Genomic DNA, 12,955 nt, shown 5'->3' with positions numbered 1-12,955 from the left:
CGCATGACAGCGGTAGTGGAGACCGAAGGGCTCACCAAGTTCTACGGCGGGCGCCGGGGGCTTGAGGACCTCGACCTGGAGATCCGGCCAGGAGAGGTGTTCGGGTATCTCGGCCCGAACGGCGCGGGAAAGACGACGACGATCAGGCTGCTCCTGGACGTCATCCGCCCCACCAGGGGCCGGATGACGGTCCTCGGCAGGGACCCCCGCGAGGCGGGTGTGCGGAGCCGGATCGGTTACCTGCCGGGGGAGCTGGCCCTGGAGGGCAGGGAGAAGGCCGGGGACTTCCTCGCCTTCCTCGGCGCGGTGCGCGACGGCGTGTCCAAGGGGCGGATCGAGGGGCTGGCCGAGCGGCTGGAGGCCGACCTGTCGGTGCCCATGGGCAAGCTCTCCAAGGGCAACAGGCAGAAGGTCGGCCTCATCCAGGCCTTCATGCACGAGCCGGAGTTCCTGATCCTCGACGAGCCGACCAGCGGCCTGGACCCGCTGGTACAGCGGGAGTTCCTGGCGATGGTCCGCGAGGTCCGCGCCTCGGGCCGTACCGTGTTGATGTCCTCCCACGTGCTGGCCGAGGTCGAGGACGTCTCCGACCGGGTCGGCATCGTGCGCGGCGGCAGGCTGGTCGCGGTGGAGGACATCTCCGCGCTCAGGGAGAAGGCGGTGCGCCGGGTGGAGTTCCACTTCGACGCCCCGGTGCCTCGCGAGGCGTTCGAGAATCTGCCCGGCGTACGGGACCTGCGGGTGGAGGGGGCCGGGCTGAGCTGCACCATCGACGGCCGCCCGGACGCGCTGATCAAGGCGGCGGCGCGGTTCACCGTGGTGCATATGGTCAGCGCCGAGCCCGACCTGGAGGAGATCTTCCTGACCTACTACGGCCAGAGCGAGGAAGGGGAGGTGCGCGATGCCCACACTGGTGTCGAAGAGCCTGCGTGACTACCGGCGGGCGCTGCTCGGCTGGACCCTCGGGATCAGCGCGTTCTTCACGCTGTACCTGTCCTATTACCCGACGATCCAGAGCAACCCCGACCTCTACGGTGACGTGGCGCTGACCAAGTTCCCCGGGGCCATGCGCGACCTCATGGGCGGCCTGGAGGGCGGCTTCACCAGTGGTTCCGGCTTCCTGCAGGCACTGGTCTACCAGCTGTTCGGGCCGCTGCTGTTCATCATGTGCGCCGCGGTGATCGGCAACCGGGCGATCGCCCAGCCCGAGGAGTCGGGCACGCTGGAGCTGGTCCTGACCCTCCCGATCGACCGTAGGCGGCTGGTCCTTGAGCGCTTCGCCGCCCTGGCCCTCGCGCTGCTCGGCGTGGCGGCGGCCACCTTCCTCGTCGTGCTGGGCCTGGTGACGGCCGTCGGCATGGGCGTCCCCGCCGACAGGATCCTGGCCGGTCACGTCGGCGTCCTCCTGCTCGCCCTCTTCTTCGGCACGCTCTCCCTGACGGTCGGCGCCGCGACGGGCCGCAAGGGGGTCGCCCTGGCCGTGGTCGGGGTGGTCGCCGTGGGCGGATACGTCGTCGAGACCATGGGCAAGGACGTGGACGGTGTGTCCTGGCTGCGCTGGATCTCGCCGTTCCACTACTACCTCGACGGACGGCCGATCCAGCTGGGGTTCCCGGCATGGGACTATCTCGTGCTGGCCGGGGCGACCGTCGCGCTGGTCCTGGTCGCGATATCGGCCTTCGACAGGCGTGACGTGGGAGTCTGATGGACGAGCTGCTCGGCGGCCATCTCCGGATGTTGCGGGAGGCGGCCGCCACCGGCAGGCTGCCCGGCCGGGCCGAGCTCGACGACTGCCGCGCCGCCGGTGCGCTGGCCGCCGAGCGGGGCGCCTCCGTGCGGGCCCTGGTCGAGGCCGCCCTGGCGATGGCCGAGTCGGTGAGCCCCACCCCGCTCCCGGCCCTGCGGCGTACGGTCTCCGCCCTGATGGAGGGGTACGAGAACGCCCAGCGGGCGGCGCTGCGCCAGGAGGAGGCCGCGCGCAGGGAGTTCGTCCACGACCTGCTCCAGGGCCGCGCCGACAGGCTCGCCGAGCGGGCCGAGCACTTCGGGCTCCGCCTGGCCGAGACGTACGTGGTCGCCGTCGCCCGCCCCGCGGCCAGGGCCGCCACCGCCTCCACGGCGGCTCCGGGGGACGGCGGGCTCGCGGGGGAGGCCGAGGGGACGGCCCGGCGGATCGAGGACGCGCTGGTCGCCCGGTTCGGCTCGCACAACGTGCTGGTCGCGGTCCGCGACGGGACGCTCGTGTGCGTCGCGCCGGGCAGTCTCACCGTCGCGAACGGCGAGTTCACCCACCACGTGCGCCAGACCTTCGCGCCCGGCTGGCGGGTCGGGCTCGGACGGGCGCACCGGGGACCCGGCGGAGTGGTCACCTCCTACCGGGAGGGCGCCAACGCCATCGAGCTCGGCGACCGGCTGGGGCTGCGCGCCCCCGTGCTCAAGGCCGCCGACCTGCTGGTCTTCCCGGTGCTGCTGCGGGACCGCGCGGCCATCGAGGACCTGGTGACGAGCGTGCTGAGCCCGCTGCTGGCGGGGCGGGGCGGTCCCGAGCCGCTGCTCGCCACGCTGGAGGCCGTCTTCGCCTCCCAGGGCAACCAGACCGCCGCCGCGCGCAGGCTCGGCGTCAGCACCCGCGCGGTGACCTACCGGCTGGAGCGGATCCGCCGCCTCACCGGGTTCTCACCGGACGAACCCACCCAGCGTTTCACCCTGGAGACGGCGGTCCTGGGCGCCCGCCTCCTGGACTGGCCCGCCCACCCGCTGCGCTGACCGCCGCGCGATTACGGGATCAGAAGCACCTTGCCGGTCGTACGGCGGGCTTCGAGGTCCTCGTGGGCGCGGGCCGCCTCGGCGAGCGGGTAGCGCTCGGAGATGTGCACCCGCAGCTGCCCGGAGGCCACCCAGCCGTAGAGGTCGGAGGCGCGCCAGGCGAGCTCGTCGCGGGTGGCGATGTAGGAGCCCAGAGTCGGGCGGGTCAGGAAGAGGGAGCCGTTCCTGGCGAGGATCTGCGGGTCGATCGGGGGGACCGGGCCGCTGGCCTGGCCGTACAGCGCCATCATGCCGCGCGGGCGCAGCGAGGCGATGCTCTCGTCGAAGGTGGCCGCGCCCACGCCGTCGTAGACGACGTGCACGCCGGAACCGGTCAGGTCGCGGACCGCGTCGGCGAAGCCCCGATAGCGGAACACCTCGTCGGCGCCCGCCTGGCGGGCCAGGATCTCCTTCTCCTCGGTGGAGACCGTGCCGATCACCCGGGCGCCGCGCAGCTTGGCGATCTGGGTGAGCAGCAGGCCCATGCCCCCGGCGGCGGCGTGCACCAGGACGTCGTCGCCCGCCTTCACCTCGTACGTGGAGTGCGTCAGGTAGTGGGCGGTCAGCCCCTGGAGGGTGACGGCCGCCGCGACCTCGGCCGTGACCCCCTCGGGGACGGCGAGCAGCTTGGAAGCGGGCACCGCGGTCCTGGAGGCGTAGCTGCCCGGCACGCTCGACCACGCCACGGTGTCGCCGACGGCGACGTCACGGACGTCCTCGCCGACCGCGGCGACGGTGCCCGCGCCCTCCTCCCCGGGGACGAAGGGCAGGGAGAGGGGGTAGCGGCCCATCCGGTGGTAGACGTCGATGAAGTTCACCCCGGAGGCGGCGACGTCGACCAGGACGTCGCCGGGGTTCACCTCGGGGTCCGGGTAATCGTCGGTGTAGGCGAGAGCCTCGGGGCCGCCGGTGGCGGAGACGACTATGGCGCGCATCGTGCTGAACTCCTTTGGTCGGTCAGGTGCCCTGATCGTCCCCGATGCCGTACGGATCACTCGCCGTCAGGGCTGTTTGGTGGAGGCGGGGCCGTGCAGGGTGAAGTTGTCGAACGCGGCTCTGAGGACGGCGTTGCTGTTCTCGCCCACCCGGGCGATCACGCCGACCAGCCCGTTGGGCAGCGGGTTGGTGTCGAGGACCGACTGGGCCTGCTCGTCGTTGACCCACATGGTGAGCTGCACGCCCCCCTCGACCCCGGTGCACTCGGCCGTGAGCCGGACCTTGCCCTTGGGCAGGTCGACCCTGACGGGCTTGGTGAGCTCGCCCCCGGCGTTCTTGACGGTCTTGCGGATGCGGGCGTTTCCCGCGGTGTCGAGCAGGAACTCGTACCGGGTCGCCTTGTTGTCGTCCTCGCCCCGGCAGAACAGCCCGTACTCGCCCATGCCGGTGGTGCCGGAGCGGATCGTGATGTCGGAGCCGAGCAGGATGCGGGTCGGTGTGATCGGCGTGGGGCTGGCCGTGGGGTCGGGGGTGGCCGGGGGAACGGGCACGAAGGGGATGGGGGCCTGCTCCCGCCTGATGGGGGAGTAACCGCTGACGTCGACGGCGTAGTAACCCTCGGGGGCGTAACCGTACGTGCCGGTCATCGGGCTGTAGGTGCCGCCGCTCCAGCCGGTGCCGCTCTGGGTGAAGTCGTCCTGGTAGAGCAGGGTGAGGTTCTCCGGCGGGCCGCCGGGGGCGAGCGCGAGCCGCAGGCCGAGCCCTCCGATCGCCGCCATCAGGGCCGCCACGACAATCCCGACGATCAGTTTCCGCCGCCTGGTCGCCTGGCCGCGCGGGGAGGACCCGGTGTCGCCCCGCGGCGGTCCGGCGAGGGTGTGGCCGGGACCGTCGTGGAAGGCGGCGCCGGCCGGGGTGTGGCCGGGACCAGGCTGCGAGGGGCCGGAGGCCGGGTGACCACCTCGCGCGGACGGCGCGGTGGGGGCGTGCCCCCAGCCGGGATCGGCGTTCTGTCCCGGGTGCCCCCAGCCGGGGTCGGCGTTCTGCCCCGGGTGGCTCCAGCCGAGGTCGGCGTTCTGCCCGTGACCGGCGGGGTTTCGCGCCGGGTGAGCCCAGCCGGGGTCGGAGGGCGTGTCGGCGGGTCCGCCGGGAGGGCCCGCCGGTCCGGTCCCGGTGCCGGCGCCGGGTGTCGCCCGAGGCTCCTGCCAGGAGGCCTGGACCGAGTGGGCGGCCTGCTCGGGCGCGGCCGAGCGGCCCACCAGGTGGTCGAGGAGCTGCTGCGAGGTGGGCCTGTTCCGCGGGTCCTTGGTCAGGGCGTAGGTGACCAGCTCGCGCAGCGCGGGCTCCATGCCCTCCAGGGAGGGCTCGGTGTTGAGCACCTGGTACAGCACCGCGGGCAGCGCCTCGCCGCCGAACGGCGCCCGCCCGCTCGCGGCGAAGGCCATCAGGCAGCCCCACGAGAACACGTCGCAGGCGGCCGAGACCGGCTCGCCGCGCAGCACCTCGGGCGCCATGTAGCGGGGGGTGCCGAGGATCTCGCCGGTCCCGGTCATCCCGCCGAGGGTGTCCAGCGCGCGGGCGATGCCGAAGTCGATCACGCGCGGGCCGACGGGGGAGAGCAGCACGTTGGACGGCTTGAGGTCGCGGTGCACCACTCCGGCGCCGTGGATGGCGGTCAGCGCGGTCGCCACCCCGACGGCCAGCGCGTCGAGACTGGAGCCGCGGAGCGGCCCGCCGGAGTCGACGGCCTCCTCGAGGTTGGGGCCGGTGACGTACTCGGTGACGACGTAGAGCTGGTCGCCGTCGAGCGCCGCCTCGATGACCGCGGCCGTGCAGAACCTGCGGACCCGCTGTGCCGCGTCGGCCTCCCTGCGAAAGCGCATCCGGAACCGTTCGTGCTGGCTGTACTCCGGATTGATGACCTTGATGGCGACCTGCTGCCCGTCAGGGGACTCGCCAAGATAGACCGTGCCCATCCCGCCCCGGCCCAGCCGGCTGAGCACGCGGTATCGGCCTATCTGCAGGGGATCGTCGGGACTGAGGTTGTTCACCTTTGTACCTAACCGCATACGGCGTCACATGAGTGGTTCAGCCTATCGATCTCTTGCCGCTCGCCAGCAGTCGCAACAGCGGCACGTCCACTTTTTCCAGGCTGTCCACGGTCAGCACGTCTCCCGCCACCGGAGCGCCGGAGACCGACACCACCCGGCATCCCGCCGCGCGGGCCGCCGCGAGGCCGGTCGGGCTGTCCTCCACGGCCACGCAGTCGGCGGGGTCGAGGCCGAGCCCGGAGGCCGCCCGCAGGTACGGGTCAGGCAGCGGCTTGCCGCGCGCGGTGTCCTCCGCGGCCACGACAAGGGCGAACCGCTCCGCCCCGACGCTGTGCAGCACCATGTCCACGATGAGCCGCGGTGAGGCGCTGACCAGCGCCGTGGGCACGCCCGCCGCCCCCAGGTCGTCCAGCAGCCGGATCGCGCCGGGCAGCGGCGTCACCCCGCCGGAGATCCATTCGGCGAAGGCCTCCGTGAGCCGCGCCCCGACCCGTTCCACACCGGGCGGGGCGGGCGCGCGGCGCGCGAGGTAGACGGCCGCGTCCTCGACCGGGAGGCCGAGGACGCGGCCGGCGTCGGCCGCTGTCAGCTCAAGGTCCAGCTCGGCGGCGACCGCCACGCACGCCTGCCACCACATTCCCTCGGTGTCGACGAGCGTGCCGTCCATGTCGAACAGGACGGCTCCGAGCTCACCCGACACCCGCGACGTCCTCCGACTCGGCTGCCCTCGGGGGATCCGCGGGGGTAGGGGCGGGAGCGGGGGCGGTGCTCGCGGCGACGAGCACGGGCCGCTGCACGAGGGTGACGTCCACCCGCGTGCCCGGCGCCAGGCGTATCGCGTCGTGTCCCGGCACGTCGCTGAGGACCTCCAGCTCGCCCACCCGCACCCGCAGCCGCGCGGTGGAGCCGCGGAAGGACGACGCCACGATCGTGGCGTTCCCGTCGGGGGAGGGGGTGACCAGCACGGCCTCGGGGCGTACCAGCACGTCGACGTCGGGCGAGGACGGCAGGGGGCCGTCCACCGGCATGAGTTGCCCCATGACGGTCACCTCCTGGCCGGACAGCCGGCCGGGGACGTGGTTCATCGCGCCGACGAACTCCGCGACGAACGGTGTGGCGGGCCGGTCGTAGACTTCGGCCGGCGGGCCGCACTGCTCCAGGCGCCCGGCGCGCAGCACCGCGACCTTGTCGGCGACCGACAGGGCCTCCTCCTGGTCGTGGGTGACGAAGATGGTGGTGATGCCCAGTTCGAGCTGGAGCCGCCGGATCTCCTCGCGCAGCGAGACGCGGACCTTGGCGTCCAGCGCGGACAGCGGCTCGTCGAGCAGCAGCACGCGCGGCTCCAGCGCCAGCGCCCTGGCCAGGGCGACGCGCTGCTGCTGGCCGCCGGACAGCTCGTGCGGGTAGCGCTGGGCGTGCGTCGGCAGGCCGACCAGCTCCAGCAGCTCGTCCGCCCTCGCGTGCCGTTTGGCGGTCGGCACCTTGCGCACCCGCAGCCCGAAGGCCACGTTGTCCCTGGCGCTGAGGTTGGGGAACAGGCTGTAGGACTGGAAGACCATGCCCGCGTCCCGCCGGTTGGCGGGGACCCGGGTGATGTCCTTGCCGTCCACGAGCACCGCTCCGGCGTCGGGGTGCTCGAAGCCGGCGACGCAGCGCAGCGCCGTGGTCTTCCCGCAGCCGGAAGGGCCGAGCAGGGCCATCAGCTCGCCCTGTTCGACGGTGAGGTCCAGGCCGTCCAGGGCCACCGTACGGCCGAACGCGCGGCGCAGCCCCCGGAACTCGACGGTCATCGGCGTTTCCTTCCCGCACCCGAGAGGGTGAGCAGCAGCAGCCAGATGAGGAGCAGGCTGATGATCGACAGGGCGACGGAGAGCTGCCCGTCGTTCCCGGAGATGGTCACGATCCAGACCGGGAACGTCTCGTAGCCGAGCAGGGCGGCGACGGTGTACTCGCCGAGCACCAGCGCGAGGGTGAGGAACGAGGCGCTGGCGATGGAGGAGCGGATGTTGGGGATGATCACCCGGAACAGCACGTACGGCCACGAGGCGCCCAGGTTGCGGGCCGCCTCCACCAGCGTCCGCACGTCGATCGCGCGCAGCCCGGCGTCCAGCGACCGGTAGGCGAACGGCAGCGTCAGCATCACGTACGCGAGCACGAGGACGAACGGGAACCTCTCGTCCTGGATGGCGATCAGCGTCGCCCAGAACGGTGTGGCGGCCAGCGCCTCGACGCCGTCGCGCAGCGCCGTGCTGATGCCGACCACGTAGGTGATCGGCGGTACGACCAGCGGCAGCGTGGAGATCAGCTCCAGCACCGGCCGCAGCCGGGGCGCGCCGAGCCGTACGGCCAGCATCGCCGGGAGGGTCAGCAGCAGCACCGCGACGATGGTCGCGGCGGCCAGCGCGAGGGAGACCAGCAGGCTGGGGATGAAACCGGGCGCCGACAGGATCCGCCCGTAGGCGGCGAGCGAGAAGCCCTGGCCCTCCGAGTAGACGGTGAACCAGAACGACACCGCCATCGGCACGACGAAGTAGAGCGCCGCGACGAACAGCACGATCCCCCGCCAGGCACGCCGCTGCCCGGGGCGTGCGGTGGCGGGGCCCGGGGTGACGTCGGGCAGGGTCGCTACCGCAACCATCGGGAGCTCCTCTTCTGCAGCGGCAGGTAGACCGCCATCACCAGCAGCGCGATGACGATCATGTCGAGGCTCAGCGCGAGCGCGACGTTCTCGTACCCGATGAGGACGTCCCCGGTGAGGGCCTCGGCGATCTGCAGGGTGACCAGCGGGACCGTGCTGCCGACCATGGCGTAGGCGGTGGCGTAGGCGGCGAACGCGCCGCCGAACAGCAGGACGACGCCGCCGAGCAGGGCCGGGGTCAGCACCGGGATGCCGACGTAGCGCCAGAACTGCCAGGTGGTGGCGCCGTTGTTCTGCGCCGCCTCCCGCCACTGCGGGCGCAGGCCGTCCAGCGCCGGGGTCACCACGAGCACCATCAGCGGCACCGAGAAGTACATGTAGACCAGGGCCAGGCCCCAGAAGTTGTACAGCACCCCCGGGCCGAGGCCCAGCGCGGTGGTGATCACCCCCGAGTTGCCCAGGGTGGCGATCCAGATGAAGGCCAGGGGCACGCCGCCGAAGTTGGACAGCACGCCGGAGAAGGTCAGCACGGCCTCGCGCAGCGCCGTGAAACGGGAGGTGATGACGGCCTGGGCCAGGAACGTCCCGGCGACCGCGGCGGCGACCGCCACCACGGCCGACAACTGGACGCTGCTGAGCAGGGCGTTCAGGTAGGGGCCCTGGAGGCTCCTGGCCAGGTTGGCGGTGCCGAGGGAGGACACCTTGGTCGCCGGGTCCTTGACGGTGAACGCGCCGGCCAGCAGCGTGAGCGCCGGGATCCCGAAGGCCACCGCCACCACGACCAGCAGCGGCAGGGCTCCCAGCCAGTTCTTGGATCGAGGACGGCCGCCGCCGCGCGGGGCGGCGGCCGTGACAGCCGGGACGGTCATCCCGAGACCGCGGCGCCCCAGCCTCCGGCCAGGACCTCCTTGGCCTTGTTGACCTGCTCCTCCGTCGGGAAGGTGGGCTCACCCTCGACCGGCGGGAGGTTGGCCTCGGCGGCCGCGTCGACCGTGCCGTCGGCCTTCATCGCGGGCAGCAGCACCGGGCGGGCGAAGCCGCCGAGGTAGAGGTTCTGGCCCTCGGGGCTGTAGAGGAACTCCTGCCACAGGCGCGCGGCGGCCGGGTGCGGGGCGTCCTTGTTGATGGCCTGGGCGTAGAGCTGGAAGTACTTGCCGTCGCTGGGGATGACGGTCTTCCAGTCGAGGCCCTTCTCGGCCATCTTGGGGGCGTAGGCGGCGTTGTTGTAGTCCCAGTCGATGCTGATCTGGGTCTCGCCCTTCTCGATGGTGGCCGGGGTGGTCTCCACGGGGTTGAAGTTTCCGGCCTCCTTCAGCTTCTTGAAGAAGTCCAGGCCAGGCTGGATGTCGTCGAAGGAGCCGCCGTTGGCGAGGGCCGCCGCGTACACGCCTGCGAACGCCGAGCCCGACTTGGTCGGGTTGCCGTTCAGCGCGATCTTGCCCTTGTACTCGGGCTTGAGCAGGTCGGCGTAGGTCTCCGGGCACTTGGCGATCTTCTTGGCGTCGCAGCCGATGGAGACGTAGCCGCCGTAGTCGTTGAACCAGAGGCCACTCGCCTCCTTCTGGTTCTCGGGGATCTTGTCCCAGGTCTGGACCTTGTACGGCGCGAACAGGCCCTCGGCGGCACCGCTGATCGCGAAGGACTGGCCGAGGTCGAGCACGTCGGGGGCGCGGTCCTGGCCCTTGCGGGTCTTCACCGCGTTGATCTCGTCGGCGCTGGCGGCGTCGGGGGTCTCGCTCTCGATCTCGATGCCGTACTTCGCCTTGAAGGCTTCGATGATCTTTCCGTAGTTGGCCCAGTCGGGCGGGAGGGCGATGACGTGGAGCTTGCCCTCCTTCTTGGCGGCCTCGACGAGCTTGTCCAGCCCGCCGAAGTCGGCCGCGGAGGTGGCGGTTCTGGCGTCCACTCCGGCCGCGGAGCCGCCGTCGGAGGCGCCCGCCGACGGTGCCGCCGTGGTGGGGGCGGCTCCGCACGCGGTGGCGCCCACCAGGAGGAAGGCGGCCAGGCCTGCAAAGCGAACTCGGGATGCGATCACTGTGTCTCCCAAGGGGGTGTCGCGTAATATTTCACGAAAGTAGACGAACTTGTACAAACAAGCTAGACCCCCTGTGTCGTGAATCAGTTGCTGTTTGGTGAACGGGTGGAGTACGCCGGTGAAATGCGCGAACCCGGGCTATGTGAGTCATTAATCCTTGTTTAGGGTGAGGCTGGGCCGGACGCCCGGTGCGCGCAGCGAGGGATCCCGCTGACGCGCTCCGGGCCGGGTGCGAGAGGACAGCTTGAGAAGCGAGGCGAGATTGCGCGGTCACCGGGTGTTCGCGAACGCGTGGGAAAGAGCCCTGGAATTCGCGGGCGCGCCGGAAGGGGGGAGGGGGTGACGACCCGGTACATGGGCATCGCGGAGGAGCTGCGCGACGCGATCATGCGAGGCGAGTACCCCGTGGGCGCCCAGCTGCCCTCCGAGGCCGACCTGGCCGCCCGCTTCGCGGCCTCGCGCGGCACGATCCGCCAGGCGGTCGCCGTGCTCGCCACCGAGGGCCTGGTCGGGTCCCGGCAGGGGGCCAGGCGCATCGTGCTCGGCCGCGAGCGCAGCCAGAGCTTCGCCGAGCTGCACAGCTTCGCCCAGTGGGCGCGGGCGATGGGCTACCGGGTCAGCGGGCAGGTGCTGCAGCAGCGCCGCAGGGGCGCCGGCGCCACCGAGGCCGTACGGCTGGCGCTCCAGCCGGGCGAACCGGTGCTCTCCGTGCTGCGGCTGCGCTCCCTGGAGGGCGAGCCGGTGATGGTGGAGCGCACGGTCTACGCCGGGTGGATCGCCCCGGCCGTCGAGCGCCTCGAACCCGACTGCGAGTCGGTCACCCAGGCGCTCTACGAGAGCGTCGGCCTCGTCTTCGCCTACGGCGAGCACCTCATCGACGCGGTGGCCGCGGGCGTCCAGGACTCCGGGCTGCTGGCCGTGCGCAGGGGCAGCCCGCTGCTGCGCCAGCGCCGGGTCACCACCACCCACGAGGGGCGGCCCGTCGAGTGGTCCGACGACCGCTACCGCGCGGGCAGCGTGACCTTCAGCATCCGCAACTCGGTGGACGCCAACCCGCTCGTACGGCAGATGGGTGACTTGCGCCCGGCCCCGTGAGAACGTATGTTCGATACGCCAGGCCCGACTTCCCCCGGGTGCTCATCCGAAAGCCGCGGGAGAAGAAGCGTCTTGAGCAGACTTTACGGCGACCCCATCGAGGTGTGGATCCGCGACGGGCAGCCCATCCAGTTCGTCTGGCGCGACCGCCTCTACACCGTCCGCAGGGTCCTCGACCACTGGGTCGTCGCGCGCGAGTGGTGGAAGATCTCCGACAGCGATCCCGGCGAGCGCCGGTTCTGGCGGGCCGAGGCCGCCTCGGGCGGTCAGGTCGGCACCTACGAGCTCCGGTTCGACACCGCGGGCGAGGGCTGGCTGCTGATCAGGGCATGGGACTGACGCCCCGCCCACGCGCCTTCCACGAGGCCGGCGTCCCGTCCACGCGCGCCTTCCGGGAGCTCGCGCCCCTCCCGGCGCGTCGTCCGTACGTGAGGCGCGTCGTCCGTACGTGAGGCGCGTCGTCTGTGCGCGAGACGCGGGATCGGCGCCCCGTCCTGCGCGTTGTTCACGGGTGAGACGCGGGACCGGTGCCCCGCTCCGGCGTGTCCTCCGCCGGGCGGGGCGGTCCTCGCTCACTGCCCGGCGGGGTGGACCTCCTGAGACTGGTCCTGCTCGGAGACCTCCGGCGGGGGCGCCTCGGCGGAGGCGGGCGAGAGGCGCCGGGAGTTTCTCGCGAGCGGGTGCGGGGCCGGCTCCGCGGGGGGCGGCGGGAGGTGGCGCTCCGCCTGGATCCGCCGTCGGTGCCGGGACCCCGCGGCCTGGATCCCGGTGATCTGCCGTACGGTCGCCGCGCACAGCAGGGAGGCGACCGCGACGGCGATCAGCTCGGTCAGGCCGAAACCGGTCAGGTTCGTGCCCCCCTGGGACGCCCCGGGCCACAGCCGCGCCAGCACCAGGGCGGACGCGACCAGCCAGCTCAGCCACCAGGCGGTGAGCAGCGCCGTCCAGCGGAGGCGGCGGTCCAGCGGCGGGCGGGAGGCCCACCACAGCCGGTCGACCAGCACGGCGGGCGCGACCAGGTTGACCACCGGCACGAACCAGCTCACCAGGACCGGCGCCACCGCGGGCCGGTCGGCGCCCTGCCGGGCGCGGATCAGCCAGTTCAGGTACGCGGCGACGGCGGCGATCGCGGTCGCGGCGAAGAACATGATCAGGATGGCGAAGACGGTGACCGCGCCGAAGACCGCGTCGGCGCCGGGGGCGCGGGGGTCGCCGCCGAGCTTGGATATCTCCAGGACGAGGCGCCGGCCACGGGCCTGTTCGAACACCGCCAGGGCGGCGGTCGCGATCACCAGTGCGGTGAGGGTGGCATAGACGGCCGAAGCCGACCTTTTCTGTAGAGATGGGATAGAGCGCATGTAAATCTCCCCCCGCCATGCGCCGAGGACCTGCCCC

Annotated in this window: 13 protein-coding genes; 5 read left to right on the top strand and 8 right to left on the bottom strand. The window is 72.3% G+C overall.

Going from position 1 to position 12,955, the window contains the following annotated elements; translation table 11 throughout:
• Positions 1 to 3 precede the first annotated feature (3 nt).
• The 3 genes from ACSDR0_RS00445 to ACSDR0_RS00435 are packed head-to-tail and all read left to right on the top strand — an operon-like array spanning position 4 to position 2,766.
• The gene (locus ACSDR0_RS00445; protein ID WP_435286658.1) at positions 4 to 933 is read left to right on the top strand and encodes an ABC transporter ATP-binding protein; all 930 of its coding nucleotides are present in this window, start codon (positions 4 to 6) and stop codon (positions 931 to 933) included.
• On the top strand, positions 902 to 1,705 hold the full coding sequence (locus ACSDR0_RS00440; protein ID WP_435286657.1) for an ABC transporter permease subunit: 804 nt from the start codon (positions 902 to 904) through the stop codon (positions 1,703 to 1,705). The genes ACSDR0_RS00445 and ACSDR0_RS00440 overlap by 32 nt, the downstream gene beginning before the upstream one ends.
• Complete coding sequence (locus ACSDR0_RS00435; protein ID WP_435286656.1) at positions 1,705 to 2,766, top strand: PucR family transcriptional regulator; 1,062 nt, start codon at positions 1,705 to 1,707, stop codon at positions 2,764 to 2,766. Before ACSDR0_RS00440 ends, ACSDR0_RS00435 begins: the two co-directional genes overlap by 1 nt.
• Before the next feature lie 11 nt (positions 2,767 to 2,777).
• Here the strand turns inward: ACSDR0_RS00435 and ACSDR0_RS00430 are convergent, their stop codons facing one another.
• From ACSDR0_RS00430 to ACSDR0_RS00400, 7 genes are all read right to left on the bottom strand, one after another.
• The gene (locus ACSDR0_RS00430) at positions 2,778 to 3,740 is read right to left on the bottom strand and encodes a quinone oxidoreductase family protein (RefSeq protein ID WP_435286655.1); all 963 of its coding nucleotides are present in this window, start codon (positions 3,738 to 3,740) and stop codon (positions 2,778 to 2,780) included.
• 66 nt (positions 3,741 to 3,806) lie between these two features.
• A complete protein-coding gene (locus ACSDR0_RS00425; protein ID WP_435286654.1) occupies positions 3,807 to 5,792 on the bottom strand; it encodes a serine/threonine protein kinase in 1,986 nt (661 codons plus the stop codon).
• Positions 5,793 to 5,829: 37 nt separating this feature from the next.
• A complete protein-coding gene (locus ACSDR0_RS00420) occupies positions 5,830 to 6,492 on the bottom strand; it encodes an HAD family hydrolase (RefSeq protein WP_435286653.1) in 663 nt (220 codons plus the stop codon).
• Positions 6,482 to 7,582, bottom strand: coding sequence for an ABC transporter ATP-binding protein (locus ACSDR0_RS00415; protein WP_435286652.1), 1,101 nt, complete (start codon positions 7,580 to 7,582; stop codon positions 6,482 to 6,484). The genes ACSDR0_RS00420 and ACSDR0_RS00415 overlap by 11 nt, the downstream gene beginning before the upstream one ends.
• A complete protein-coding gene (locus ACSDR0_RS00410; protein WP_435286651.1) occupies positions 7,579 to 8,430 on the bottom strand; it encodes an ABC transporter permease in 852 nt (283 codons plus the stop codon). Before ACSDR0_RS00410 ends, ACSDR0_RS00415 begins: the two co-directional genes overlap by 4 nt.
• On the bottom strand, positions 8,418 to 9,299 hold the full coding sequence (locus ACSDR0_RS00405) for an ABC transporter permease (RefSeq protein WP_435286650.1): 882 nt from the start codon (positions 9,297 to 9,299) through the stop codon (positions 8,418 to 8,420). Before ACSDR0_RS00405 ends, ACSDR0_RS00410 begins: the two co-directional genes overlap by 13 nt.
• Positions 9,296 to 10,465 (bottom strand): ABC transporter substrate-binding protein, encoded by a 1,170-nt coding sequence (locus ACSDR0_RS00400; protein ID WP_435286649.1) that lies wholly within the window; start codon positions 10,463 to 10,465, stop codon positions 9,296 to 9,298. Before ACSDR0_RS00400 ends, ACSDR0_RS00405 begins: the two co-directional genes overlap by 4 nt.
• A 339-nt stretch (positions 10,466 to 10,804) precedes the next feature.
• Between ACSDR0_RS00400 and ACSDR0_RS00395 the strand changes: the two genes are divergently transcribed.
• Both ACSDR0_RS00395 and ACSDR0_RS00390 read left to right on the top strand, forming a co-directional pair.
• Positions 10,805 to 11,560, top strand: a complete 756-nt coding sequence (locus ACSDR0_RS00395; RefSeq protein WP_435286648.1) for a GntR family transcriptional regulator — start codon at positions 10,805 to 10,807, stop codon at positions 11,558 to 11,560.
• Between the two features lie 72 nt (positions 11,561 to 11,632).
• A complete protein-coding gene (locus ACSDR0_RS00390) occupies positions 11,633 to 11,899 on the top strand; it encodes a DUF6504 family protein (protein ID WP_435286647.1) in 267 nt (88 codons plus the stop codon).
• Between the two features lie 233 nt (positions 11,900 to 12,132).
• Here ACSDR0_RS00390 and ACSDR0_RS00385 read toward each other — a convergent pair whose 3' ends face one another.
• The gene (locus tag ACSDR0_RS00385; protein WP_435286646.1) at positions 12,133 to 12,918 is read right to left on the bottom strand and encodes a DUF4328 domain-containing protein; all 786 of its coding nucleotides are present in this window, start codon (positions 12,916 to 12,918) and stop codon (positions 12,133 to 12,135) included.
• Positions 12,919 to 12,955 lie beyond the last annotated feature (37 nt).

The organism is Streptosporangium sp. G11 (assembly GCF_051192615.1).
Lineage (GTDB): Bacteria > Actinomycetota > Actinomycetes > Streptosporangiales > Streptosporangiaceae > Streptosporangium.
Note: the sequence above shows the minus strand (reverse complement) of the source record. Positions and strands in the feature narration are given on the sequence as shown.

What these genes read in the sequence shown, in the direction of transcription:
- ACSDR0_RS00445 (WP_435286658.1), top strand. Translation starts at nt 4, where the DNA reads ATGACAGCGGTAGTGGAGACCGAAGGGCTCACCAAGTTCTACGGCGGG.
- ACSDR0_RS00440 (WP_435286657.1), top strand. Translation starts at nt 902, where the DNA reads ATGCCCACACTGGTGTCGAAGAGCCTGCGTGACTACCGGCGGGCGCTG.
- ACSDR0_RS00435 (WP_435286656.1), top strand. Translation starts at nt 1,705, where the DNA reads ATGGACGAGCTGCTCGGCGGCCATCTCCGGATGTTGCGGGAGGCGGCC.
- ACSDR0_RS00430 (WP_435286655.1), bottom strand. Translation starts at nt 3,740, where the DNA reads ATGCGCGCCATAGTCGTCTCCGCCACCGGCGGCCCCGAGGCTCTCGCC.
- ACSDR0_RS00415 (WP_435286652.1), bottom strand. Translation starts at nt 7,582, where the DNA reads ATGACCGTCGAGTTCCGGGGGCTGCGCCGCGCGTTCGGCCGTACGGTG.
- ACSDR0_RS00410 (WP_435286651.1), bottom strand. Translation starts at nt 8,430, where the DNA reads ATGGTTGCGGTAGCGACCCTGCCCGACGTCACCCCGGGCCCCGCCACC.
- ACSDR0_RS00405 (WP_435286650.1), bottom strand. Translation starts at nt 9,299, where the DNA reads ATGACCGTCCCGGCTGTCACGGCCGCCGCCCCGCGCGGCGGCGGCCGT.
- ACSDR0_RS00385 (WP_435286646.1), bottom strand. Translation starts at nt 12,918, where the DNA reads ATGCGCTCTATCCCATCTCTACAGAAAAGGTCGGCTTCGGCCGTCTAT.